Source organism: Paenibacillus ihbetae (assembly GCF_002741055.1).
GTDB lineage: Bacteria > Bacillota > Bacilli > Paenibacillales > Paenibacillaceae > Paenibacillus_AQ > Paenibacillus_AQ ihbetae.
In genome coordinates, this window is sequence record NZ_CP016809.1 from 4,939,739 (window position 1) to 4,964,791 (window position 25,053).

Annotated in this window: 18 protein-coding genes; 6 read left to right on the forward strand and 12 right to left on the reverse strand. The window is 53.8% G+C overall.

The window, feature by feature from the left end:
• Window positions 1–123: 123 nt before the first annotated feature.
• The 3 genes from BBD41_RS22100 to BBD41_RS22110 form a co-directional block, all read right to left on the reverse strand.
• The gene (locus tag BBD41_RS22100) at window positions 124–1,485 is read right to left on the reverse strand and encodes a dipeptidase (RefSeq protein WP_099478745.1); all 1,362 of its coding nucleotides are present in this window, start codon (window positions 1,483–1,485) and stop codon (window positions 124–126) included.
• 172 nt (window positions 1,486–1,657) lie between these two features.
• Window positions 1,658–2,443, reverse strand: coding sequence for a cupin domain-containing protein (locus BBD41_RS22105; RefSeq protein ID WP_099478746.1), 786 nt, complete (start codon window positions 2,441–2,443; stop codon window positions 1,658–1,660).
• 272 nt (window positions 2,444–2,715) lie between these two features.
• Window positions 2,716–3,888 carry an MFS transporter gene (locus BBD41_RS22110; protein ID WP_077567596.1) on the reverse strand — a complete coding sequence of 391 codons (1,173 nt, stop codon included), beginning with the start codon at window positions 3,886–3,888 and terminating at the stop codon, window positions 2,716–2,718.
• Window positions 3,889–4,220: 332 nt separating this feature from the next.
• On the opposite strand from BBD41_RS22110, the gene BBD41_RS22115 reads away from it, so the two are divergent.
• From BBD41_RS22115 to BBD41_RS22135, 5 genes are all read left to right on the forward strand, one after another.
• The gene (locus tag BBD41_RS22115; protein ID WP_223260588.1) at window positions 4,221–4,529 is read left to right on the forward strand and encodes a winged helix-turn-helix transcriptional regulator; all 309 of its coding nucleotides are present in this window, start codon (window positions 4,221–4,223) and stop codon (window positions 4,527–4,529) included.
• A 135-nt stretch (window positions 4,530–4,664) separates the two neighbouring features.
• Window positions 4,665–7,121: an AraC family transcriptional regulator gene (locus BBD41_RS22120; RefSeq protein WP_099478747.1), complete on the forward strand. Its 2,457-nt coding sequence runs from the start codon at window positions 4,665–4,667 to the stop codon at window positions 7,119–7,121.
• Between the two features lie 355 nt (window positions 7,122–7,476).
• Window positions 7,477–9,093: an ABC transporter substrate-binding protein gene (locus BBD41_RS22125; RefSeq protein ID WP_099478748.1), complete on the forward strand. Its 1,617-nt coding sequence runs from the start codon at window positions 7,477–7,479 to the stop codon at window positions 9,091–9,093.
• Between the two features lie 240 nt (window positions 9,094–9,333).
• Window positions 9,334–10,245: an ABC transporter permease gene (locus tag BBD41_RS22130; protein ID WP_077567592.1), complete on the forward strand. Its 912-nt coding sequence runs from the start codon at window positions 9,334–9,336 to the stop codon at window positions 10,243–10,245.
• Window positions 10,246–10,269: 24 nt separating this feature from the next.
• Complete coding sequence (locus BBD41_RS22135; RefSeq protein WP_077567591.1) at window positions 10,270–11,169, forward strand: carbohydrate ABC transporter permease; 900 nt, start codon at window positions 10,270–10,272, stop codon at window positions 11,167–11,169.
• A gap of 114 nt (window positions 11,170–11,283) precedes the next feature.
• On the opposite strand, the gene BBD41_RS22140 is transcribed toward BBD41_RS22135, so the two are convergent.
• The 8 genes from BBD41_RS22140 to BBD41_RS22180 form a co-directional block, all read right to left on the reverse strand.
• Window positions 11,284–11,733, reverse strand: coding sequence for a DUF1569 domain-containing protein (locus tag BBD41_RS22140; protein ID WP_077567590.1), 450 nt, complete (start codon window positions 11,731–11,733; stop codon window positions 11,284–11,286).
• A 751-nt stretch (window positions 11,734–12,484) separates the two neighbouring features.
• Window positions 12,485–12,670 carry a hypothetical protein gene (locus BBD41_RS22150; protein WP_099478749.1) on the reverse strand — a complete coding sequence of 62 codons (186 nt, stop codon included), beginning with the start codon at window positions 12,668–12,670 and terminating at the stop codon, window positions 12,485–12,487.
• Window positions 12,671–13,091: 421 nt separating this feature from the next.
• Window positions 13,092–16,265 carry an ATP-binding response regulator gene (locus tag BBD41_RS22155; RefSeq protein ID WP_099478750.1) on the reverse strand — a complete coding sequence of 1,058 codons (3,174 nt, stop codon included), beginning with the start codon at window positions 16,263–16,265 and terminating at the stop codon, window positions 13,092–13,094.
• 265 nt (window positions 16,266–16,530) lie between these two features.
• Entirely contained in the window at window positions 16,531–19,701 is a 3,171-nt protein-coding gene (locus tag BBD41_RS22160; protein WP_077567587.1) for an MMPL family transporter, read from the reverse strand.
• Entirely contained in the window at window positions 19,698–20,150 is a 453-nt protein-coding gene (locus BBD41_RS22165; RefSeq protein WP_007127603.1) for a MarR family winged helix-turn-helix transcriptional regulator, read from the reverse strand. The genes BBD41_RS22160 and BBD41_RS22165 overlap by 4 nt, the downstream gene beginning before the upstream one ends.
• A gap of 288 nt (window positions 20,151–20,438) precedes the next feature.
• A complete protein-coding gene (locus tag BBD41_RS22170) occupies window positions 20,439–21,002 on the reverse strand; it encodes an HXXEE domain-containing protein (protein ID WP_237086860.1) in 564 nt (187 codons plus the stop codon).
• A 229-nt stretch (window positions 21,003–21,231) separates the two neighbouring features.
• Window positions 21,232–21,822: a TetR/AcrR family transcriptional regulator gene (locus tag BBD41_RS22175; protein ID WP_077567585.1), complete on the reverse strand. Its 591-nt coding sequence runs from the start codon at window positions 21,820–21,822 to the stop codon at window positions 21,232–21,234.
• Window positions 21,823–22,141: 319 nt separating this feature from the next.
• The gene (locus BBD41_RS22180; protein ID WP_077567584.1) at window positions 22,142–23,023 is read right to left on the reverse strand and encodes a LysR family transcriptional regulator; all 882 of its coding nucleotides are present in this window, start codon (window positions 23,021–23,023) and stop codon (window positions 22,142–22,144) included.
• Window positions 23,024–23,151: 128 nt separating this feature from the next.
• On the opposite strand from BBD41_RS22180, the gene BBD41_RS22185 reads away from it, so the two are divergent.
• The gene (locus BBD41_RS22185; RefSeq protein ID WP_099478752.1) at window positions 23,152–24,069 is read left to right on the forward strand and encodes an NADP-dependent oxidoreductase; all 918 of its coding nucleotides are present in this window, start codon (window positions 23,152–23,154) and stop codon (window positions 24,067–24,069) included.
• Window positions 24,070–24,201: 132 nt separating this feature from the next.
• Here the strand turns inward: BBD41_RS22185 and BBD41_RS22190 are convergent, their stop codons facing one another.
• Entirely contained in the window at window positions 24,202–24,903 is a 702-nt protein-coding gene (locus tag BBD41_RS22190; protein ID WP_077567582.1) for a MerR family transcriptional regulator, read from the reverse strand.
• Window positions 24,904–25,053: the final 150 nt, after the last annotated feature.

The window sequence follows — 25,053 nt, forward strand, 5'->3', positions numbered from 1 at the left end:
TAAAAAGCGGGAACAAACAAAAACACGGATGCCCCGGTGGGACAATCCGTGCTCTTTATGCGCTCGTTCATATTTGTGAACTGTATAGGAAGTTGGCAAAGGGCTGGCAAGCATGGTGCACAATTAGACCAGCTTCATATACTCCACGATCGTCAGCAAGCCTTTATCGAAATTTTCCAAATTAAAATGTTCATTCGGCGCATGCAGATTTTCATCCGGCAAGCCAAAGCCCATCATCACGGCAGGGGCGTTCAGCGTGCTGGACAGCTTCTCCACGATCGGAATCGATCCTCCGTCTTTCGTAAACAGCGCACGCGTGCCGTAGACGTTCTCGAAGGCGTCTGCGGCTTTCTGCAGCATCGGATGGGACGGATCGATGTTGAAGGCGAATGCCTTTTCCTTCGGCTTGAAGGCGATCTTGGCGCCGACCGGGGTGTGGGCATGCAGATGCTTCTCGATCGCATCGAGAACAGCCTGCGGATCCTGGTTGGCCACCAGACGGCAGGTGATTTTCGCATGGGCTTCCCTCGGAATGACCGTCTTGCTGCCTTCGCCCTGGAATCCGCCATATACCCCGTTCAGCTCAAGCGTTGGGCGCGCGCCGACGCGTTCCACGAAGGAGAAGCCTTCTTCGCCGTAGAGGGAATCCAGCCCGAGATCCTTCTGGAGCTTCTCTTCGTCAAACTCCTGCTTGGCGAATTCCTCGCGCATTTCAGGGGAAAGCTCGAGCACGCCGTCGTAAAAGCCGTCAACCGCGACGCGGCCTTGCTCGTCATGAAGCGATGCCAGCAAGGACACCATCGCATGCAGGGCGTTCGGCACGCCGCCGCCGTATGTACCGGAATGAAGATCGGTGTTGGCTGTTTCAAGGGACAGCTCGAGGGAGCATAATCCGCGAAGGCCTGTCGAGATCGCAGGCTTGCCCGGAGCAAGCAGGGAAGTGTCTGAGATCAGAATCGCATCGGCAGCCAGCTTGTCCTTGTTATTATCGAGATACAGCGGCAGGTTCGGGCTGGACACCTCCTCCTCCCCTTCGATACAGAACTTAATATTGACAGGCAGCTCCTTCTCCTGCTTCAAAATGGCTTCGACCGCCTTAACATGCAGAAACAGCTGACCCTTGTCGTCGGTAGCTCCGCGTGCGTACAGCTTGCCGTCCCGGATCGCAGGCTCAAACGGCGGCGTCTCCCACAGGTGAAGCGGGTCAACGGGCTGGACGTCGTAATGGCCGTAAATCAGCAGGGTCGGCTTTCCTTCCGCGTGGAGATAATCGGCGGTAATGATCGGGTGTCCGTCCGTCTGGTGAATTTCAACATGCTCGAGTCCCGCCTCGGTCAGCTTGCCTGCAAGCCATTCCGCAGCTCTGGCAACGTCGCCTTTATGCTCGGACAAGGCCGAGATGCTCGGGATCGACAGCCACTCTTTCAGCTCGTTAAGATGAGTCTCCCGGTGCTCCGCGAAATACGCTTTATAATCAACGCTCATGATGGTTCCTCCTTCGATTTACATTGGCATTCGAAATGCCGTATCTTCTTATTCTAACCGTTTTTTGGCGAATGCGAAATAAGAGGCGGAAGAAGGATGCCATTGACAGGGACATAAGCAAAGGATACGCCCGCATTTCCGCGGCGTATCCCGTCTTGTGAAATCTTCCTGACTAGAATTCCTCGGCAAAAATGTCCCAGCCGTTTCCGATGACCTGACGACGGGGGAGCTGCTCCTGCGGCTGCTGCCCGGAGGGGTGATGAAACGGCTGCTGGAAATGGCGCTCTTGCTGCTCGAGCAGCTGCTCCTGCTGCTGCTGAAACATATCGTAATAATCGCGTTTATAAGGGGAGCCGTGCGGATTTTGCTGCTGATGATAGGAAGGATGCTGCTGAGTCATTTCACCCTGGACCTGCCCTTGGTTCGGGCAGTCTTTCGGCGGGCCGATCACGACCGTATCCTTAATTGGCGCGAGGGTTTCTTTCACTTTGGCCTCATTCAGGCAGTACGTGTGCGCAAAGACGCTGGCCGGTGTCAGCCGCAGAAGATCGGAGCCCCCGATGAACTCGGGAACCGGAGCGTCAAAGATGGCCAATAAATGCGTATCGTCAGCCGTAGCGATTTCGTAATGCCACCAGCCTTGAGGCACGAGGGCAACCTGCCCCGGCGCAATCGGAAAATTCAACAGCTCCTTCGTAAACGGATTGATCATGGATACCGTTGCCGCTCCCGTGACGGCATACACTAATTCGGATGCGTTCTGGTGGATGTGCGGCTCCACGACATTGCCCCTGCTGAGATAGATATCCAGCAGCGAGGCATTGCCAAGCGTATTCAATTGGTTGATGGATAGGGAATTGATATAGTTCTGGCTATCCTTCGTGAAAAATCGGTTTTGGTTGACGTCGTAAGTAAACCGTACAGACGGCGAAGTAAAATCCATATAAGACACTGCCATAGCTGCTTCCGCCCTTCTTTTTTCGGAGTAGGCATGAACCTATAGAATACGGTATGACTGTGGACAGAAGGGCGTGAGCCCATTTTTCAGAGGGCCCCGGGGCTAAAGGCGGTTAGCATCGAGATAGGACCACAAAAAATGACGGAGCGGCTCGTGTCACGATCAAAACCGAAAGACGGCTCTGGCTTTCATGAATCACAGCTTACGCTTTCATGAACCATTACTTTCGCTTTCATGAACCATTGCGAGCCGTCTCCTAATGCGCCTGTTGATCAGGCGGCTGGCGCTTTGGAAAGCGACTTTCTTCTTCCGGCAGAGAAGCTGACCAGCCCAGCTGCCAGGCCAAGCGCAAGCACGAACGCTCCGACCCACGGGTGGTATTGCAGCGTGGAGGACGTGTTGACCATGAAGCCGCCGGCTCCGGCCCCAGCCGCAAGCCCCAGGTGGATGATCGACGTATTCAAGCTCAAAATCAGGTTCGGAGAGCCCGGGGCTTGCTGGATGAAATAGCTCTGAACGGCCGGACCCGCGGCGAACATCGAGACGGCCATCAGTCCGATAAGGGGAAGGCCGATCAGAGGGGAGTGCAAGAGCGGAAGAATGGCGAATACCCCGATGTGGATCAGCATGCTGGAGATAATGACTTTGGGGGCGCCGAACCGGTCGACGCCGTATCCCCCAAGTCTTGCCCCGAAGGCGCCCAGAACGCCAAGCACAAGCATGACGAGGCTGATTCCTGCAGGAGAAATCCGGAAGATGTCCTGCAGGAATGCCGCAATATAGGTGAATAATACTGAATTGCCGGATTCCCGGAACAGCGTAAGGAGCAAGGCGCTGACTATCAGGATGCTGCCCAGCACTTTGAATTGCTGATGAAACGGTACCGGCTCATCTCCTTCCACATTAGGCAGGAGACGCGCGAGAAGGAAAACAATCAGCAGGCTAAGCACGGCCAGCAGCAGGAAGATGGACTGCCAGCTCAGGGCATTTGCGATCGTTATGCCGATCGGAACCCCAAGCACCATAGCGCTGCTGAAGCCGAGAACGATCGTTCCGATGGCCCGGCCCAGCTGCTCCGGAGCAGCCAGCTTGGCGGCTGCTCCCATGGCGGACACCAGATAGACGCCCGAGCTCACGCCCAGCAGAACCCGGGCTCCCATGAGCAGCCATATGTTGTGGCTGGCAAAGGAAACGAGGCTTCCGGCGATATATACCAGGAGCGAGCCAAGCAGCACCTTTTTTCGGTCCATGCGTGCGGTAAGTGATACCAGGATCGGTGTTCCGATGGCGAACGATAAGGAATAGGCCGTAATCAATTGGCCGGCGAGTGCAAGCGAAATATGCAGGTCCTCCGATATGGGATACAAGATGCCGGAGACAACCAGCTCGGAGGTAGCGGTCAAAAACACCCCGAGCGTGACTAAATACATTGTGAGTCTGTTCATACACGAATCCATCCCTTCAGCTTTGTGGAATATCCGAGTTCACCGGATCATGGCTAGCACATGCCGATTCGGATGTTTAACTTACGCGAGATCTCTTTGTGTTTGTATTATAAGTAAGCCCCATATATTATGTAAGAAGGCAAATAAAATAGATATTATCCAGCTCGTTGGATTTACTAACAATTAGTAAGTGTATGAGGAGGAATGAAGCGGTGGGCACGTTAAGGAAAGAGCTTCAGGGAGCAGAAAATCTTGTGGAGCAAGAGCAAAGTCACCAGCTTCAAGATGAACATGATGCTGCTCGTGACACAGAGCTCTATGATTTCAAGCATATCTGCACGGTTCTTCAAATACTCGGCGCAAAATGGGCCTTTCTGGTCATCGCGCAGCTGGCGCAGGGACCCAAACGGTTCAACCAGCTTCATCGGGACGTCGCGGTCGTGAAGACGCAGTCCCTTACCAACGTGCTGCGGCATCTGGAGCTTTCCGGGATCGTCTCCCGGACGGTAATTCCGACCGTGCCGGTGTCGGTGGAATATGCCCTGACGGCGAAAGGCATGGATTTCCTGGATTCATTGACGGCAATGGAGCGCTGGGCCATGAAATGGGGAGCCGAGCCGCTCCGGCAGACCCAATCCTGAACGGCGGGCAGCCGGAAACAAGCTCAATTCTCTGGATATTGATCCCGGGAATTGAGTTTTCTTTTTTATGAAAATTTCGTATTCTTATATATAACTTTTTCAAGTATGTGAGAACACTGGAGGTGAAATGACGGATTGGGAAAGCCGAAAGCGAACCTGCTGACCAAGCTGCTGATTTCCTATTTTCTTGTGCTGCTGTTTCCGATTGCCATGATTTTGTTCTATTACTACCCGTATTCCGCCGATGTCGTGAAGGAGAAGGAGCTGGATTGGAACGCGCATATTACCGAGCAGTTTATGACTACTATGGATACGTTCACGGGGTATGTGTACAACCTGCCGTACGAGCTTGTCCAGAACCGCGAATTCAGGATGTACCAGGCGGAGGAGAGCGACTATCAACGCGTGCTCATTGCCAATGAAATGAAAAAATACAACGCAACCGATGCCTTTATTTACAACACGCTGCTGTACGTGAAGAACATCGGTTATTTGTTTTCCAAGACTGGAAGCGCATACAGCGTGCAGGATTTGGCGATTCCCGGCGTGGGATTCTATTATGAGGCCTGGCCGCATGAGGAGATGGTGAACACGCTCAACACATTAAGCCGGCCCATCGTGCGGCCGGTGGAGAACGTCATTATTCCCGGTCATAACCGGCTCAGGCTGCTGACCTTCCTTCAGCCGCTGCCGGTCGGCGGCTCCAACTCGCCGGGCGCCGTCCTTATCATGGTCCGGGAGGACACGATCCTTCGGATGATGCGGTCGGTATCCGAAATTTATACCGGGGATTTTTTTGTTTTTGATCATGAGGGACGGCCTCTGGTCGCTTCCAACAAGACGATCTATGAGGCGTCCGATGAAATGCCGGCGCTCGTACAGGGCATGGGAGCAGACCCGGGGTCCACATCCGGAATCGAGCGGATCAACGGGATTTCGTATCTCGTCTCGACGTCGGTATCGGATAAGAACGGGTGGAAATATGTGAGCCTGATTCCGGTGTCGGAATCGCTGCAAGGCCTACGGACCATTCAATGGAATACGGCCCTCCTCGTCGGGCTTGTTTTGCTGCTTGAGGTGATCGTGGTTTACATTTCCATCCGTAAAAATTATCATCCGATCAGGCGGCTTGTCGATGTGGCGGTCAGCTTGTTCGAGCCGCAGCAGCGAAGGCCCATGAACGAGATCGATACAATCCGCTATACGCTCAGCGAGCTGTCCGCCGCCAACAGCAGGCTTGACGAAAGGGTGAAGGGAACGTTACCGATTATGCGGGATAATATCCTGTTCGGGCTCGTCAGCGGGCAATACGGGACGTGGGAGTCATTCGCGCAGGAGGCGGATAAGGTCGGAGTTACGTTTGGCGGATTCCGGCCAGGCAGCGAAACCAAGCCTCAGGGCTCCCCATTTCACGATCCTCCATCACCAATCGACCCGGCCCAAGAAGCACCACCGGCTGCTGTGCCGGTCGACCCGGCCCAAGAAGCACCATCGCCTGCTGCTTCGGTTCTTGAGACGATGCAGGGGGGCCATCCGGCTGTGTCCGGCGATACCATTCTTACGGTGGCCGTGCTGGCGTGCGAATCCGGGGAAGAGTTCAATACCGCTGCGGATTTCTGCAGGCAAGCCGAGGATCGCTGGCCTGACGGCGTGAACGGATATTTTTGCAGAAGCGTGTATCATCATGAAATCGTCCTGATTTGCGCTCATCCACCGAGCTTTCCGCTTCAAGCCTTTTTGACGCAGCTCCAGGAGGAGCTCGTCAGCGCAGAGGGGACCCGGGTGATGATCGGCATCGGGAAGCCGGGAGAATACCGCTGCCCGAGGGCGGCGCAAACGTCATATTTGCAGGCGCTCCGGACGGTGGAGCATGTGCGGGTTCGCCAAGCAGCGCCGGTGCTGACCTTTGACGAGATCGGAGCGACGCATTCCGGCGCCGTCTCTTACGTCGCCGAGATGCTGCAGTCGCTGGAGCTCTCCATCCTGAAGAACGAGCCCGAGATGGTGGCCGGCTTGACCGAACGGCTGATCGGGTATATCCGCAGTGACGGCATGCCGCCGCATATGATCCGAAGCGTGTATCTAAACACGGTGACCGTCATCATCAACGGCCTGCAGCGCTTTCGCCGCGAAGATCAAACGCTCCTGCGGCTGACGGACGCGGCTTTCAAGCCGCGCTATACCATGGAGCAAATGACCGGCATTATTCGCGAGAGCAGCTTGAAGCTGTGCGAATTCATCCGGGAGACGATCCCCGCCGCCCGCACGGCAACACGGGAAGAGATCCTGGCGGTCATCGATGACAAAGGGTTGGATCCGAGCTGCTCCCTGCAGCTGATGGCTGACCACTTCGGCATGTCCGTATCGAATTTCAGCCACCATTTCAAGAAAACGATGGGACAAAATTTCAAGGAATACATCGAACGGCTTCGCATTCAAACATCGATTCAGCTGCTGCGGGAGACCGACGAAACGCTGGAGTCGATCGCTCAGAAGTCGGGATACACCAATACCTCGAGCTTTATCCGGGCCTTCAAGAAAATCATGGGCACCACGCCGGGGCAATACCGGAGCACTCACAAGGACGCGTGAGCCGCCGATGGCGTTGGCCATGTCCGCCGAAGCACGCTAGGCACGCGTGCCTCTCCCGGCGTGCGGCAAAATGATGGTTGCTGCATGTTCATATTCGCTCGGACGATGCGGCATGCAGCCGGCGATTTTTGAATATCTACAATTTTTGAATGTCCGCATAGAGAGGCAGATCCCTGATTTGCCTCTTCTTTGGCGATATAAGCGCTTTCAAAAAATGCGTATCGGTAAAATACTGTCCGTTTACGCGGCTTCCCGCCTCCATTTAAAGTCATAGGTGTCCGATCAGGGCAGACAAAGCTGCGGCAAAAACCCGAGAGGGATTGGATGCTGCAAATAAATAGCTGGAGGTAGAACAATGCGGAAAAGAGTAAACGTTTACATCTCACTCTTCTTGGTCATGGCGATGCTGCTGGCCGGATGCAGCGGTTCCGGAAGCGGAACGGACGATTCAGCCGAACCACCGGGTAACACTTCAGACAAAAAAGTAAAGCTGACGGCCATCATGACCAAGCATGCTTTGACAAAGCCGCTGGCTGAGATGGAGTGGCTGCAGAAAGTGGAAGAAGCCGCCGGGGTGGAGATCGAATGGCAGGAAATTACGGCCGATTGGGGACAGAAGAAGGGAACGATGCTGGCAAGCGGCGACATTCCGGATTTGTTCATCGGACCGAATGTGATCACGGACGCGGATTTCGCCCAGTTCCAGGGACTGTTCCAGGACTTGTCCGGCATGCTTGACCAGGCACCGAACGTGCAGAAGATGTTCAACGAAAAGCCGGATACGAAGCTCATCGCTACCCAGCCCGACGGGAAAATTTACGGGCTTCCGAAATATCAACGCTTCTGGCCCGCATCGGCTAGCCGTCAGTTCATTAACCAGAAGTGGCTTGATGAGCTCGGGCTGGAAATGCCGACGACGTGGGACGAATTGTACGAGGTGCTCGTCGCGTTCAAAGAGAAGGATGCCAACGGCAACGGCGACCCGAATGACGAAATACCGATGGATTGGCCGGGAGGCATCGGCGGATATTTCAACCCGGCGGTCATGCTTGGCAGCATGGGGATCACACTGACGGACGGGAGCCCGCAGGGCTATTTTGTAGAAGACGGCAAGGTGAAGAATTATCTTACGGACGAGCGCTACAAGACAATGGTCGCTTTTCTTCATAAGCTGTATCAGGCGGGATTGATCAATCCGGAAGTGTTTACGCACGACTATACCAAGTATCAGTCCGTTGCACGGGGCGAAGGGGATACGGCGAAGGTCGGCTTTACTTGGGGCTGGGTGGCTTCCGATCGGTTCGGACAGCAGCTTGCGTCGCAATACGCTTCCATGCCGCCGCTTAAGGCGACGGCCGATTATGCCGGAGAACTGTCCTGGAGCTATGACTACTACTCGCTCAACTACGGAACGAACCATATCGTCATGTCGGCAAAGAGCAAGCAGAAGGAAGCGGCGATGCGGTTCATCAACGAGCTGTACGCGCCGGAAGTCGGGATGCAGGTGCTGTTCGGATCGATTGGGCCGAATATTAAAGACAACGGGGACGGTACATACAGCGTTCTGCCTCCGGCGGATGACAAAATGGATCCGGGCACGTGGAAATGGACATCGACGATGGCGGATAACGGGGCTTTCTACATTCCGGATTCGCTGGAGCTGACGCTCGGTACCGATATGCAGGAGGTGCTCGGCCAATCGGAGCCGCTTGCCGAAGCGCTGGAGGTCGATCCGGAGAAGGATGTTTTTCCGGGCATGTTCATTAAATATTCGACGATGGACAACAACACGATGAGCCTGAACAACACCAACGTCATGAATCTGGCCGAGTCCAGCTTTGCCAAATGGGTGACCAAGGGCGGCATTGAATCGGAATGGGATGCTTACGTGAAGGAAAGCGAGAAGGCCGGCCTTAATCAAAACCTGGAGATCATGCAGAAATATTACGACGAGTACATGAGCAAGAACTAATCGGGGAAACAGGCGATCTTCACGCAGCATGCTGTAGCGATTGTCGTGCGCAGTGAGAATCACCGCTAGCTATTAAGCCTCGGCCTCTCCCTTATTCCATCGCATACCCTGGATGACTCAGCGGTAAGTATGGCGTATTCCATATGCGGGCAGGGCCGAGCAGGAAGCGGGGCATTGTAGGCTGCAGCGTGTCCGGGCGTGAAGATGGCCTCGTCCCCCTAGCAGCGAAGGAGGGATATCATGCGGTCACCCAAAGGCATTCAGAGCTTGGTACGCGATTATCAATTATGGATTATGATTTTGCCGGCGATCCTGGTCATTCTGGTGTTCAACTACATCCCCATGTACGGAATTCAGCTGGCCTTTCGGGATTTTGATTTTACCAAAGGCCTTACCGGCGGGGAATGGAGAGGGCTTGCATATTTCGAGCAGTTCATCGACAGTTATCTGTTCACGGATTTGATGCGCAATACGTTTCTAATCAGCCTGGCTTCGATTGTTCTGGGCTTTCCGGCTCCGATTATTCTGGCGCTAATTCTGAACCAGATTCGAAAAAAGCGAATGAAAAAGCTCATGCAGACGACGGTGTATTTGCCTCATTTTATTTCCGTCATCGTTCTGGTCGGCATGCTCAACGTGCTGCTGTCCTCGGAAACCGGCGTGGTCGGTCATTTCATGAAATCAATCGGGCTCGGACATATCAATCTGCTGGCCTCCACCTCGACCTTTATCCCGGTCTACGTGCTCTCGGATATTTGGCAGCATTGCGGGTGGAACAGCATTATCTATCTGGCGGCGTTGTCCGCAGTAGACCCCCAGCTCTATGATGCGGCCAAAATCGACGGCGCCAGCCGCTGGCAGACGATCCGGTACGTGGATATTCCCGCGCTCGTGCCGACGATCATCATTTTGTTCATTCTCAGCATGGGCAGCATTCTCAGCACCGGCTTCGAGAAAATATTCCTGATGCAAAACGCTCTCAACCTGCCGGTATCCGAGGTCATTGCGACGTATGTGTACAAGATTGGCATCATCTCCAACCAATTCAGCTTGGCTTCAGCCATCGGGCTGTTTAATACCTTGATTAATTTCGTGTTTCTGTTTGCCATGAACGCCATTTCAAAACGTGTGTCCAATACGAGCCTATTCTAATGAGAGAGGGGAGGAGGAACGGCCATGGATCACATAAAAGCCGGGGCCACCGGTAAAGAATTCGCCTTCAGGGTCGTCCTGGCCCTGCTGTGTGCCGTTATTTTTCTTCTGATCGCCTACCCGCTGTATTTTATCGTTATCGCTTCCTTCAGTGATTCGACGCTGGTATCGACCGGCAAAGTGCTGTTCTTTCCGAAAAACATCAGCTTCTTCGGATATCAGGAAATTTTCAAGGATATGCGGATTTGGACCGGTTACCGGAACACGGTATTTTACACGTTATTCGGGACGCTCGTGAACATGCTGTTCACGCTGCCGGCGGCCTATGTGCTGTCGCGGCGGGAGTTCCGGGCGAGACGGATCCTCATGTTCTTCTTCGTGGTGACGATGTTTTTCAACGGCGGTCTGATTCCGACCTACCTGCTGATGAAGGATTTGCAGCTGACCAATACGATCTGGGTGTTCATTTTGCCTTTTTCGGTGAATGTGTTTTACCTCATCATCGCCAGGACGTTCTTCGAAACGTCCTTGCCGAAGGAGCTGCACGAGGCGGCCGTGATGGATGGCTGCTCGCATTTCACGTTTTTTTTCAAAGTGGCGCTGCCGCTCTCCAAAGCGATGGTGTCGGTCATCGCCCTCTATTATCTGGTGGGGCACTGGAATGATTTCTTCACGGCGCTGATCTATATTCGGGATACGAAGCTGCAGCCGCTGCAGATCATCCTGCGGGACATCCTGCTGTCCAATCAGGTATTTGCGAACGGGGCAGGCACCGGCGGCGATGCGGGCGGATATGCGCAGCGGTATGCGGATCAAATCAAGTACGGGGTCATTATCGTTTCGACGCTGCCGATTCTGGTCATTTATCCGTTCATGCAGAAATATTTCGAAAAGGGCGTCATGATCGGTTCGATCAAAGGGTAACGGTGGAAGAGGCGTGCCGAGCAGCCGTGGGCTGTTCGGCACGCTTTTGCGTGCTGCCGGAGGCGCGGTAACGCCTCAAGTCTCGAAAAGGGACTTGCTGGCAGGGAAAGGCGCCTAAACGCCGAACTGCTTTAAGTGGTGGTCCAGGTGCTTGTGTAATCCAATTCCCCATTGTTCAGCGGTCAGCTTGCCGAAAAAGGGATGCGGATGCGTCGTGATTTTCGCCGGCCCGTCTTTCTGAAGCTGGACGATTTTTGCCTTCAGATTTTCTTTTTCCACTTCAAAATCGCGATCATCTGCAATGATTATGCTGGGGATCGTGGACATATTGCGAGCGGGGGGCTTCGCATTATAAAACATCGGTTTCACAAAGCGGCCGATCAATATCCCCAGCAGGCCTCTAGGAGGGAAAGAATTCCCCATGGCAATATCCTGGAAAGCCGAACAATGGGCTAACATCTGGGCAACGTTCATTTTACCCCACTTCGGTTGTAAGCTCGGATTCAGATTTTCGATGCGGTTCATGAGTTCCTTAACATGGGCTTGATTGTACATAGTTTTCATGATTTGATTGCTCCTTAGTGGCGAGGTGTAATCAACAGGGCTTTCCTGATGGCGACTCAATCTCGAAAACCATTATACCAATGATGCTAAAGACCGATTTCTTTCCGATTGCTGTATCGCAAGATCATATACGTCGGTTTAAAAGCTCATAAGATTACTGCAAGGTGCCACTGCGTGTTGTTACGGTACCTTTTATGGCCAGGGAATCAGGTACGAATTATGCCAACAGCATCATTGGTGTGAAAGGGAACGGAGCAACCAGTAATACACACTATCAGAATGGAAACAGTCTTATTGTGGATGCTTTCGAGCTTCATGAAATTGTGCCGGGATGGGGGATAAGGGGATAACAACGATTTATCCAATAACGAGGCGTATTTGTTCGATTCGAACAATTATGGTCATTGGAGTCTATGGCCAGCGGTCACTGCCTCCCTGGAATACGAGGAGCCGGCAATAGGTATAAGGGGAACATGACGGTTGTGCCATGGTTTACTTCGTCGCGCGGTGTAAAGACGATTTCAGCAATGTCTCAGCAATGACGCTTGGACGACAAGCCATCGGTTGCTCTCCCCAGTGACCTTATATAAATGTTTAGATTTTTAATATGAAGTGTAGGGACAGAACGTGAAGGTTCGTGTTGGAGGATGAGCAAGGGGAAAGGAGGGAGGGGATCAGCTGCGCTTGTAGGGATATGGGGAAGCTGCCGGTGCAAGGACTCATTAGAGATTAGAAACCGAACAGCTATACCTCAATCTTCGGAGATCTTTTTCAATAGAGAGTCCAGTTTTTTGTGCAAATGCTGCAATTCTTTATTGTAGTGTTTGTAAGTTAGGATCCCAATAACGGATTTAATGCCGAAAAAGAGGATGGCTGCAATAACAATCAGCAAATAATTGTGAGCCAATTGACTCAGCCAGCTGTTGATCTTTTCCATAATGCGCCCCCTTTAGGAACAGTATTCCCTTGTTAGCAATAAAATTATGACCGTCTTACCAGTTGATTTACCTGCGGCTTGGCCAAGGCGGAATAACGAAAGACAAATAAGAAACAGGAAAAACGTCAGTGCGATTATTGGCGCAAAAAAAGCAGGAAGCACCGCGGGGCGATGCTCCTGCTACACTAATGGAGAATACAATGCATTTACTCGCTTGGAGAACGACCAAACAGCCGTCTGTCTGGTCTGCCGGACTCAGCTCGGCAATGTCATAGCCGGTTCCATCTACCAAACTCCGCCCGGAGAACGCCCCGGCAGATACGGCCTACCAGCCCTCCTGCTAGGATCGAGATCATGGCTTTCCCGTCTGCCAAACTCCTGCTGGATGGCGGCAAGCCATGTTCCTTCGGTTCGCTTCTCGCTAAAAATCGGTAAAATCTTCATTCGGCTGCGCATCCGCCGGGATCTTAAATGAAACCGTCGTGCCTTGATTTCTGGCGCTCTTGATCACGAGGCCGCTGCCGAAGGTTTGCAGGAGCCGCCGATTCGTATTATAGAGGCCGATCCCGCCTTTTCTTTGGCCGGGAGCTTGCAGCAGCTGAGCAACGCGGTCGGGCTCCATGCCGAGGCCGTTATCCGCCACTTCAACGGCAATGGAATCTTCCTGCCTTGCAATTTTGATCGTTATCGTACCGCCTCCGGCTCTTGATATAATACCGTGCCGGACCGCATTCTCCACCAGAGGCTGGATGGCCAGCGGCGGGATGAGGACGCGAATATCCCACTCCACGTCCCAGACCACGTTCAGCCGTTCTCCGTACCGCTCTTTCTCAACGTATAAATAGGCTTGGATAAGCTCAAGCTCCTGCTGGAGCGGCACCAGTCGATCCTGATTCCGGTAGTGGAAGCTGATCTGCAAATATGAGCTGAAAGCCTCGCCAAGGCTCCGCATGCGATCGACATCCATATCGCTAAGCGCCATAATTGAATTCAAGGTGTTGAACAAGAAGTGCGGGTGAATCTGCGCCTGCATATAGGCAGCTTCCATGCGCAGGCGGTCATCCACGGAATGCTTCAGCGTAATCAGCGAGTGGATGCGATATCGTAATTCCACCGGGTCAACCGGTTTTGTCACATAATCATTTGCCCCGGACTGGAAGCCGGCATACACATCGGCGGACTCGCTCCGCGCCGTCAGCAGCAGAACGGGCAGCTCCGATGCGTTAAAGCGTTCCCTTACGGTGCGCGTAAGCTCGTAGCCCGACATTTCCGGCATCATGACATCCGCAATGAGCAGATCCCATGGCTGCGAGCCCAGAAGCTCAAGCGCTTCGGCAGCCGAGGCTACGAATTTCAGGTTGTACGGCTCCGTCGAGAGAATGCCGGCAAGGATCCGCAGGTTTACAGGATCGTCATCCACGGCCAGGATGCTGACGGGATGATTTTGGGCGAGGGATCCTGCCGGAACCTGAATAGGAGAATCGCCTTTGGCGATGTCCCAGCTGGCCGCGAGCTCTTCGTAGGCAGCTGTGCCTACGGCAGGCACGGGAACCTGCTGCGGAGACGAGCTCCCTGTTCCCGTGTCTGTGTCCGCAAGCGGAAGTGTAAAAGCAAACGTCGTTCCGTTTCCTTCTACCGATTTGACAGACATCTCGCCGCCGTGAAGCTCAACGAGCTCCTTGCTGATGCTGAGCCCAAGGCCGATCCCCTTCGCGTCATTCAACCCTTGATTGCCCTGCTCGTACGGAAGAAAAATGCGCTTTATCGTTTCCGCGTCCATCCCGATGCCCGTATCCGAGACCGTGATGGTCATTTTGCTGCTATCTGCAGCGGCAGAGACGGTAATGGTTCCTTTCTCCGTGTACTTGATGGCGTTGTGGATCAAATTGAGCAAAATTTGAACCAGCCGCTTTTCATCCGCTTTGACGGCTGGAAGGGAGTCCGGGATCTTCATCTGGAGTCGAACGGCCGTGCTTTCCGTCATAAACTTTACAATATCGAATACCCCATGAACGACGGATACCAGCGATACCTGGATCGGCTGCAGCTGAATCTGCTTCTCTTGAAGCCGCACGACATCCAGCAGGTCATTTAATAAATGCGACATGCGGCGGCTGACCGTAATCAGAAGGTTCAAGTCTTCGCTGCTCTGCTTGCTGAGGGTTTCCTTTTCCCGTTCGGCGAGACTTATGGCGATATTCATGATTCCGTGCAGCGGCGTGCGCAGCTCGTGAGACGTGTTGGCCAGAAAGCGGTCTTTCATTCGATCCGCGAGCTTCAGTTTATCGTTGAGTTTGCTGATTTGATGAATGTTGCGGAAGTATCGCTTAAACCAATAGGCTGAAAAACCGATTAGGGCCGCGAGCACGTCCACCGGATAATATACGGCCGGCAGCTCCCAATAATTACTGATCGCCCCCCATATGACACTCGCCATCACGCCGCTGGCTGATAGCAGGAGGAATATCGCATCATCCCGGCTGTCAAGGACCATTCGCGTAAATACGTAGACCGAGAGCAGGATCGGCAACAAGTAAAAGAAGGCAAATACCCGGTATTCCACCATCCCGTGAACCCAAGGCCCCGGAGCGGCAAAGACCACGATCGTATAGAGGATCAGAAGCCCGCTGAAGGCGTTAAACCACAAGTTCCGTTTTCGGGCGGTAAAGCTGCGGCTCAGCTTCCATATGAAATAGGAGAGCCACGAATAGGAGAGAAAGGTTACTTTAAGCTCCCATTCATAATTTAAAGGGACCCACTTCATCAAGAGGCTGTCGTGCGATGTGACGACACTCAAAGCTGCCGATACAAGCAGCAGGAAAAAGTCGAGCAGCGACCGTTCCCGCGGATTGAATAAGTATAAAATGCAGGCGTACAATCCGTGCAGCATCAGGACGACAAACGTAATTTGCTGGAGATCGACGGAGACGCCGTACTCATCCTGGATCGCCTGGTGCGATCCCAGCTTGATCGGCTTTGATATTCCGCCCATGTAAGGATGCTCATAGTTTGCGACCCGGATAACCAGATCAAGCTCCCGAGCCTCCCGGTCGGGAACATAATTGACAACGAAAGAGGTGCGGTTCGGCTGATAGGAAGCTTGGCCAGTCTCTCCCGTCCTTCCCATGGAAGCTACCGTTGTCCCGTTAATGTCCACGGTGGTCGCGGATTGAATCTCCTGAACCCAGAACGAGAGGGGGGCCGCAAGCGGACGATCCAGCAAGATGCGAAGCCGGTACGTCCCGTTTCCGAATGATGATTTCGCTTCATGCACCCGGCCTTTATTCCAGTCTCCAGGTACATGCACGAAGGATGACGTCTCAGACGTCTTAAGTTCCTGTTCATTTGCCAAGGTGTCCGGGTAGAACGCCCATTCTCCGTCCAAATTAATGGGCTTGGAGCCCAAGAGATCCCAGCCTCTCAGATCGAGCACCCCATCAGAGGCTTTCGGTTGATCTGCAGGAGGGGCGTAGGCTTCAAGCCAAAGCCAGCGGATTCCGAGGAGCATGCTCAGAAAAACAACGAATGCCGCAAGGTGCTGGAGCAATTTGGTAAAACGAAAGCGTTCATGGTTCTTTGCGCGTAGGGTTGTCACCGTTCACGTTCCTTTTTAAGAAGTCTTACTTTCAAATATACGCAAAAATACATCAGCCGTACAGACATTTCCTATTTGAGCAAGCGGCCCAAGCCAATGGAAAGCGGATTTGGATATGCGATGAGCCGAGAAGAGGGCAAGCTTGCAGGGCATCTGTTCATAAAAAAACCGGCGGCTTTTCGTAAAAGCACAAAGCTTTCGAAAAGCGCCGGTATGATTCAAAAGATGGAACTTGCGCTCAGGCGCAAGCAAATCCGGGGGCAGCTTACATGCCTACGTGTTGACCAGGCTGGCTGCTCTCCGAGCTCCGTTCTTTCGGCGTGAAAGGCCACCAGTTGGCCCGGCCGAAGATGCGTACCATGACCGGCACGAAGAACGGGAGAAATACGAGGGCGTACAGCACGAGTCCGACCAGCACGACGGTGGCGATCTGCATCATGGACAGGACGCCCGACGGATACATCGCGGCGAACGTTCCGCCGAGAATGACGACTGCGGACAAGATGACCGTCCCCATATTCCGCATGGCGTGAAGGATGGCATCCTTAACATCCCAGCTCTTGTTCTCGTTAAAGCGGGCCATCAGGAAGATGCTGTAATCGACGCCCAGTGCGATCAGCATAACAAAGCTGAAGAATGGCGTCGCCCAGGTAATGCCGGAATAACCCAGGCCGTGCACGAAGATCATCTCGGTCACCCCAACCGAGGTAAAGTACGTAATAACAAGGGAGATTATGAGATAAATCGGCATCACGATGGAACGCAGAAGCACGACCAGAATAATAAAGATTCCGCTGAGCATCAGAATAACCGTACGGGTATAGTCCTCGTCCGAGATGCTCTGCAGGTCATGGTTCGTGCTCGTAATGCCGCTGATGGCGACCTCGGCGTTTTCCAGCTTCGTATCCTTCACCGCACGGGCAACGGCCGCCTCAATCTGCTCGACGCTTCCCAGCGCTTCCTCGCTGTACGGGTTGGTCGACAGCACGACATCAAGGGTCATGACCTTGCGGTTATCGGATAGGTACGTATCGAACACCGTCTGCATCTCGTCGTTCTCCAGCGCTTCCTGCGGAATGAAGAAGCCGCTGAGCTCGTCGTCCTGGAGATCCTGGATCTGCTGCAGATAGTCTTGGGCCGAGCTTAATCCGTCGGTAATCTGCTTTAACCCGTCCGCGCTGGAGTTTAGGCCTTCCGTCAGCTCGCCAAGCTGTCCGGTAAGATCACCGAACCCGTCAGCCAGCTGTTGTTGGCCTCCCTGCAGCTGGTCCAGTCCCCCTGTAATGGATGGGATCTGGTTTACGATGCGTCCTTGGCCGTCCGCGGCCTGGGATAGTCCTGACTTGAGCTCGCCGATGCCTGCCGCGAGCTTTTGCAGCCCGTTTGCAAGCGCGGTCTGTCCGGCGGCAGCTTGGGCGTAGCCTTTGTTGGCTTCCGACAGGCCGGCGGCCGCGCCCTTCATCTGCTCGGAAAGCTGTCCGAGCCCTGCAGCCAGCTCGGCAGTGCCGGCGGCGGTTTGGGTCACGGTTCCCTTAATCGTCTGATAATTCATGTCCTGAATGATTTCAGGATGACTATTCTCAAGACCCGAGAAGGAAGCTTCAAGCCCCTTCAGCGCAGCCGCTACGCTTCCAAGCTGCTCCTGAATTCCGTTTACGCCGCCGTTAAGCGCCGCAAGTCCGGTATCCAGCTGCTTATAGCCTTCAAGCAGCTTGGCATGCGCGTTCGCAAGCTCCTTCGCGCTTTGCGCCGCTTGCGTAAGCCCGGACTCGATTTCGCCGGCTCCGACGGATCCGCTTTTGATCCCTTGCTCAATGGCTTTGAGGCCTTGCGCAAGCTCATTCATGCCGGCCTTGAGCTCGGCCGTTCCTTTCGTTAATTCCTTCGCGCCGGCGGCGGCTTCATTCAGCTTGGGCGCATTTTCGCTCAGCTGCTTGCCTGCTTCGGATAAGCCGCTTTGAATTTGTGCCAGCCCGTCATTCGTTTCCGTAAGACCCTCATTCAGCGTTTTCACTTGAGTCGGAATAAGGAAGTCATGAATTTGTTCGCCTGTCGGGCGGGAGAGGCTGCGAATGCTGGATACGCCTTCGACCTTTTCCACTTCCCGGCTGATCTTCTCCGCAAGCCCCATATATTCCGCCGTATCCATCTCGTCATCATTCTTAATGACGATGGTGGAAGGCATCGACTGTCCGGGACCGAAGCTGTCGGAAATAATGTTGAAGCCCTTGACGGACTCATAGCTCGGGCCGATCTCCTCAAGGCTGTTGAAGGAGAGCTTGCCGCTGTATGTCGCGAGAAACGGAGCCACGATAACTGCCACGACAAGCAGCGCGGCCCAAGGTCTTTTCAGCGAGAAGGAGCCGGCCGCACCCCACAGCTTGTTCTCGCTGTGCTCCAGCTTCCCGCGGGATGGCCAGAACAGCTTCTTGCCGAGCACCGCCATAAAGAACGGGACGACGGTAATCAGGGCAAGCAGCATGACGGCAATGCCGACGGCAACAGCAACCGCTGATTTATACAGGATGAATTTCGACAGGCCGATCGCGATAAAGCCGACGAATACGGCCAATCCGGAATAAAATACGGTTCCGCCCGCTTTCCGGTACGTTTCGATAATGGCCGACTTCGTATCGTCCGAGGCCGTCAGCTCCTCCTTGAAGCGGCTGATCAGCAGGATACAGTAGTCGGTCCCGATGCCGAACATGACGGCAACCATGAAGATTTGGGTGAAGGTCGAGATCGGGAAGTCGAACCGGTCAACGAGGAAGGAGACCACCGACTGGGACACAATGTAGCTGAGACCGACGGTGAGCAGCGGAACGAAAGGGGCGACAAACGAACGGAATACGATGAAGAGAATAAGGAGAATGAAGATGACCGTAATATATTCCGTTTTCTTGAGCCCTTCCTCCGAGCTGACGATCGTATCTTCATTAATGAGTCCTTCACTCGTCAGATAATGCTCGGCGCTTACGCCTTGAAGGATCTGATCGACCTGTTCGGGCAGCGCCTTGACGGCCTCTTGGCCCCCGCTGACCTGCAAGGCGGTCATGATCGTTTTGCCGTCTTTGGCAATCAGCGTATCCTCGAGCTCCTTCTGGGTGAACGGCTCATTGATGGAGTCGATATTCAGGCTTTCCTTCCTGTCATTCAGGCTCTGAATGCCTTGCTTAATGCTCTCCTTGTCGGCGTCGCTCAGTCCATCGGGATTGTGAAAGACGAGGGCGACCTGATGTAGGGTTTCCCCGCCCTCGCCTCCCGAGGCTTCTTTAAGCATTTCGGCAGCTCGGGACGAGGTGTAGCCGTCAGGAACGGACAGCTGCCCCTTCTCCCGCACGAGATCTGCCATCGACGGTGCCGTCAAGAATAATGAGACGGCAGCGGCAAGCCATAGGACTATAATGAGCCATCTTGCTTTGAGTATGGCTTTCAATTTTTTCTCCCTCCTGATTCCTGCATCAATTGACCCAGCTTCTCGAACATCGATATGAACATTTCGATATCTTTTTCTTCGAAATGCTTCAGGTACGGGGAAATGATATTCCGTACTTGCTCCTGGGCTGATTCGAAAATGGATGTGCCGTAATCGGTTAGCGCCAGATAGACCTGCCGCCGATCCGCTTCGTCGCGGGTCCGGTACAGGATCCCGGCGTCAACGAGTCGGTTGACGATGGCAGTGATCGAGCTTTTGCCTACGGCCAGCGTGTCGGCCAGCTGCGAAGAGGTGCACTGGGGCATGCTGTTGATCAGGCGCACGACCTGGAATTGGTCGTTCGTCAGATCCTCGCCAAGATGTTCCCGCATTTCGGCACTAATGCGCCGGGTAACCAACTGGTATACATCCAGATACCGGTCGATCCACTGCTTCGCCTTGTCATTCAACCGATAGCCCTCCTTTCCAGAGCCGAATAGTTCGTGTATGAAATAGTTTCATTAATGAACTATATGGCAGATGAGGGCAAAAGTCAAACAGCAGTTTAAGGAGGATGATGACCGGCGATTGGCCTTGCGGAAGCGGCGAGCTGAACCCGTCTGCCTCCCGGGGCGGCTTCCTTATTGGCGTTCACGATCGCGGCTTGAAGCCATCCTTTTACGATATGATCGATCGCTTGGCTTATATGAAGCTATGGAATGCCGGAAGTACGCTTTTTGGGATGCGGGTGAGCCGGATTATTCGAAAGGCATGTTACGGACCGGAGCGAGCCGCATGCCGAGGGTCAAGCCCGACCATACAAGAAACAGCGTAACCGGCACAGCGATGGCCAAGCCAAGTGCAAGGGCTGGGAGATCGATCATTTTCAGATGGAATAGATTGTACAGAGCATAAGCGCCAAAAGGAATTTCAAGAAGAGCAGCCGTAATCACGCCAGGCGTGTATTTCCGCGTCAGCATGGTAGCCCCCACATGCTTTATTCCGTCCAGGAGGAACACCGCAACGAATCCGGCGTACAGAAACGGCGTGCTGCCGGCCGCTTCATAACGAACAGCGGCATGCCAGGTAACGGAGGATAGCACGAGGCCGAGCACCAGTACGGCAAACGTAAAAGAGAACGTCAGATTTTTATCCCACCTTATCCGAACGGACGAAATGCTGGAAAGCGATGGGTTGTCTTTGTTGCTCCTAACCCAGCGCTCCATGGTTGCGATTTCCTCGCCATCGTGTAAGAAGAACACGATCGGCAGCAGCCATAACAGCATTTCCATGCTCCAATTCCAACCTAAAGATTCCGTCAATATCATTCTCTCCCTTCAAAGGTCCTTCGACCAAATGCACAAGTTGAGCGGATACTCAAAAAATGATCGTAAAATAAGCTGACGCTTTTTAGCGACAATCGCATAAGCAATCAGCAGGATTCAGAAGCAATCACCAGGACAGCAGCCTGTTCATAAAGGCGCCGCAAAGGAATTGACTCATTGCAATATAAACGATTTGCGCGGGTCTTTCGATCTTCATCCGATGTTCCTAACTCCATTCGTGCATCAGCAAACGGACGAGCTCCCGGACATACGCCTCGCCTCCAAGCGGCATGAAACCCTCGCCGAAACGGGAATGGAGCATGAAGTATACGAGAATGGAAGAGGTGATCATCATCATCGCAACTTGGACGGTAAATTCCTGAGGAGGCCCGGATGCTCCCGGCCGTTTCAACACGCTCCTGCCCGCCGTACCGAACCCGCCAATCAGCCTGGCAACTTCAGCCGATACCTCGGCATCGTTAACGAACTCCGGGGACCAGATGAGCATGATATATTCCTGATTCAATTTCAGAAACTCGAGATACTTCATGCCATAGCGGACCAAGGCCTCTTCCGTCGACAGCTCAGCCAGCGCATTCGCATCTGCTTGTACTTGCGGAATAAAGGAAAAGTTGCGAACGATATCAAGCAGCAGCTTCCGCTTATCGCCGAAATGATAAAAGATCAAGCCTTCAGCTACCCCGCTCTCGGCAGCGATTTCCTTAGTCGTTGTGGCATGGTATCCCTGTCTGGAGAACAGATTTAGAGCTGATTGAAGAATCCGTTCTTTTTTTGCATTCGCTTTGCTGGTTGGCATAAGAAAATACCGCCTTTGTGGTTGGAATTTCGGTCTTGATATGAATATCGTTTTTGAAGGGCTGCCGATTCGAAAAAAGGAGACAATCACCATAATGATAACGTTATAGCGGGCCCAAGCGTCAGGCGAACATCGACCTGTTAATAAAAATTGAGTATTTACTCAATATTATTTTTTCGCTCATTCGTTGTCAATAGGGCTTGGAAAAGGACCGCGTAGGGCCGATCGGATTCTTCGAGTACGGTTCTGGTGTATTGACGTAGCTCATTCATCTTTACATGGTAAAAAACCGCGCAATAAGCGCGGCTTCATGACGGGGTCATTTCAATTCCTGCAGCCGATAATACTTCTCCAAAAAATCGCGAAAAGATAATGCGGCTTGGGATAAATATCGGGACCGCAGCCAGGCGATGCGGAAGGTGCGGCGGGTTTCGGGCTGCTCGATGCGCAGCTTGACGAGCTTCAATTCCTCGCCGCTCTTGCATTCGCCGATGAGCGCCACGCCGAATCCGCTGCGGACGAGTTCGGCGATCGTGCCGGGATCCTCGACCTCGCAGACGACGTTCGGGATGAATCCGGCCCGGCTGCAAAACTCGTTGTTCATTTTTTGATAGGGATGTCCTTCCTTATAGCCGACAAAAGGCTCCTGCGCGGCCTCGCTTAAATGGACGGAGGCTCTCGAAGCCAGCCGGTGGGCCGGAGGGACCGCCAGAAATACTTCTTCGTCGAGCAGGGGAAGGTGGTCGATATCCGGATGCTTGATCGGCATGGAGGTGAGGAAGAAATCGACCTCGCTTAACTCAATCGTCTGCTCCATATCCTCCATAGAAGACTGAACGATGTGGAAATTGATCTCGGGATGCTTTTCCAGAAATAGGCGCAGCGGCTCGCGAAGCTGCTCCATGTTCGATAAAGCCAAATGAATGCGGCCGCGCTCCAGTCCCGCCAGATCGGCAACCTCCCTTCGACCTTCCTCCAGCAATTGAAGCGCCGTCCTGGCTCTCGCCAAAAACGCTTTGCCGTAGGCATTCAACCGGATCTGCCGTCCCTGCCGTTCGAACAAAGGGGTGCCGAGATCCTCCTCCAACCGGGAAATCGTCTTGCTCAGGGCGGGCTGAGCAATGCGAAGCTCCTGGGCGGCCTTGGTCATATGCTCAAGCCTGGCGACCGTGACAAAATACTTCAGCTGCAGCAGCTCCATCGTATCTCCTGCCTTTCTTATATACTTCAGTATATATATTCATGGATTATTTTATATTTTTTATTATCTATCGGTGATTATAGAATGAAATCGAGAGGAAGATCAATCGATAAAAGGGGATGAGATCCATGAAAGCAGCAGCTTTTTCTTCGATCGGGCCGCCGGAGGTCCTTCGCATCATAGACTTCGAGGATCCGCAGGCAGGACCGGGTCAGGTGCGGGTAAAAGTCAGGAGTGCGGGCGTGCAGCCTGCCGACTGTGCGGTGCGGGGCACCGGATGGACGCCTCCGTCGGTAACCTTGAAGCGGCCTCAAATCGTCGGCAATGAGTTTGCCGGCACAATCGATCAGGTCGGGGAGGGGGTAGCCGGCTTTTCGCCCGGGGACGCCGTGCTCGGATGGTCGCTCCTTGCTTGTTATGCGGAGTATGTCGTCGTCAGTGCGGATCAGATCGTGCGAAAGCCTGAATCCATGAGCTGGGAGGAGGCCGGCGTCCTAAGCGCCTCCGGGCAAACAGCCCATACGGCCCTGGAGCAGCTGCGAGTAGGGGCCGGCGACACCGTATTGATTCATGCGGCTGCCGGCGGAGTAGGGACCTTTGCCGTTCAGATCGCCTTGGCCCTTGGAGCCAAGGAGGTTATTGGAACGGCAAGCGAGCGAAACCATGATTACCTGCGCTCGCTTGGCGCGGTTCCGGTCCTCTATGGTCCGGGTCTGGTCGATCGGGTGAGGGAAATCGCCCACGAGGGGGTGGATGCAGCTTTGGATGCGGCGGGCGAGGAGGCTTTGCGGGCATCGGTGGAACTGGTGAATGACAGGAGCCGGATCGGCACGATCGCCTCGTTTGAAGCGGTAAGCGAGCTTGGCGTTCTTGCGATTCGCAGCCAAAGGTCCCAGTCCCGGTTAAATGCGCTCGTGCGTTTATATGAGCAGGGAATGCTTCGGATTCACGTTTCGCATGTGTTCCCGCTCAGCGAAGCTGCGAAGGCGCACCGGCTGGTGGAAACGGGCCATGCACGCGGCAAGACCGTACTGTTCATTGACTAGCCGCCTTAAGAGCCTGTTAGCAGGCTGACGCTTGGCGGGAGCCGCCTTGGATTCGAACAAAAGGAGATGTTCCTTAAGATCATTGGATCTCGCGGACATCTCTTTTTTGCGTTGGTTGGCCTGCTGCCTTGATTATATCAGCTTCAGCACCTCACACAGGCGGTACACATAATGGACGCCGCGGATTTGATGGTGATTCAGGTGATTTAAGTAGACAAGCGTCTCCTTAAACAGCCTTCTTGCATTATGGACCTGGTGATGCTGGAGCTCTTGCAGCACATCCTTAATGACCTCAAGCGGATAATTGGCCGAACGTAGAATGCGGATGATCAGGATTTGCCGGACCAGCGCCCGGTTGAACGTCCGATAGCCATTCTCTTCATCGCGCGGCAGCGTTATGACCCCTTCCTTCTCCCAATGCCGGATTGCCGTGGCTTCAACGCCGGTTTCGGCGGCGACCTCGCCGATGGTCATCTTATCCTTGCGGCCATGGGTATCGGCATCATCCAATTGCTCCGTGTCCAGAATGCGGATCGTTCGTTCGGCAAGGGTTTTGTCGCGATGGAGCCGGGCCTGCACTTCATTGATGATCCATAGCGCTTCATCGAGCTCCTTCTCCTGCAGCTTTTTCATCACTTTCTTCGTAACATCGACGCCGAAGCCCGGAAACATGGCCCGGATGCATTCAAAGTATGCCGCATGCTCCTCGGTGTAGATCCGGTAGCCGCTTGCAGTGCGTTCAGCCGGCGGAACGATGCCCCAGCTCTCATAGTGCCGAAGCGCGCTTGTGCTGATGCCCAGCTTTCTGGCGATCTCGATGGGCCGGATTCCCATGGATCACTACCTCCTCCGGATTGGCTTGTACAATTACGTTTCTGGGTGGATTGTATCATGATGGACCACGGGAATAAAGCGGGTCCTGGTATGCATACACGATTACTGGATGATTGGGAACAAGCTGGAAGTCGAGCGGGAGCTTTTTAG